Source organism: Streptomyces sp. NPDC049915 (assembly GCF_040656475.1).
Lineage (GTDB): Bacteria > Actinomycetota > Actinomycetes > Streptomycetales > Streptomycetaceae > Streptomyces.
Genome location: NZ_JBFAMH010000084.1, coordinates 1 through 1167 on the forward strand (window position 1 = coordinate 1; position 1167 = coordinate 1167).

A 1167-nucleotide genomic window follows, 5' to 3' on the forward strand; every position below is an offset into this window, starting at 1 on the left:
CTACTGAGGTTGAACTCGTGGTGTCGCAGGGGCTGACGGCTCGTCGGTCGTGCGGTATCACCGGGGCATGCGGTATCCACAAGGGGGCGGACTGACCGCCGAACGGCAGCAGTCTCGCGAGGAGTTACGACTCAAGGCGGCCGAGAGGTTCGCCCGAGGCGAGGCGAGCTCGCTGATCGCCAAGGACCTGCGGGTCAGCGTCCGGTCGGTGCAGCGGTGGCGGCGGACGTGGGACGAGGGCGGCCCGCGGGCTCTGCGGTCGCAGGGGCCGGCGTCTGTGCCGAGGCTGAGCCAGAAGCAGTTCGCCCAGCTGGAGGCGGAGCTGGCCAAGGGGCCGGCCGTACATGGCTGGGAGGACCAGCGGTGGACGCTGGCACGAGTCAAGACGGTGATCGGCCGGCGCTTCCACCTGACCTACACGATCCAGGGCGTGCGCAAGCTGCTGGTGCGGAACGGCTGGTCCTGCCAGGTCCCGGCCCGACGCGCGATCGAGCGGGACGACGACGCGGTGGCTGGGTGGGTCAAGGAGGTGTGGCCCTGCGCGGAAGACTCGCGGCGGTGAGTGGAGCCTGGCTCGTCTTCGAGGACGAAGCCGGATTCTCCATGACGCCGCCGCAGGCAAAGACCTGGTCACAGCGTGGCCGGACCCCGGTGGTGCGGGTCCGCGGCCGGTCCCGCAGACGCATCTCCATCGCGGCACTCACCTGCTACAAACCCGGCCACCGGTCCCGGCTGATCTACCGGCCCCGCCGGGACGACGGCCGACGCGACGGACGCAAAAGCTTCTCCTGGCGCGACTACCGCGACCTGCTGTCCACAGCCCACCTGCAGCTCGGCGGCCCGATCGTGCTCGTCTGGGACAACCTCAACGTCCACAAAGCCGCCGACCTGCGGAAATGGGCGGAAGCCCGGGACTGGCTGACCATCTACTATCTGCCGCCCTACGCACCCGACCTCAACCCCGTCGAAGGGATCTGGTCCCTCCTGCGACGCGGCTGGCTCTCGAACGTCGCCTTCAGCACATCCGAACACCTCGTCCAGCGCATCCGACGCGGCCTACGGCACATCCAGTACCGCAGCCACCTCATAGACGGCTGCCTCGCCGAGACCGGACTGACCATCAGACCCGCCTGACAACAGCACGACACCACGAGTTCAACCTCAGTA

Annotated in this window: 2 protein-coding genes; both read left to right on the forward strand. The window is 68.6% G+C overall.

Going from position 1 to position 1167, the window contains the following annotated elements; genetic code table 11:
* The first annotated feature begins 67 nt into the window (after positions 1-67).
* Positions 68-562 carry a winged helix-turn-helix domain-containing protein gene (locus AB0J12_RS39640; protein ID WP_363269664.1) on the forward strand — a complete coding sequence of 165 codons (495 nt, stop codon included), beginning with the start codon at positions 68-70 and terminating at the stop codon, positions 560-562.
* Between the two features lie 41 nt (positions 563-603).
* Positions 604-1134 (forward strand): transposase, encoded by a 531-nt coding sequence (locus AB0J12_RS39645; protein ID WP_363269665.1) that lies wholly within the window; start codon positions 604-606, stop codon positions 1132-1134.
* The last annotated feature ends 33 nt before the right edge of the window (positions 1135-1167 follow it).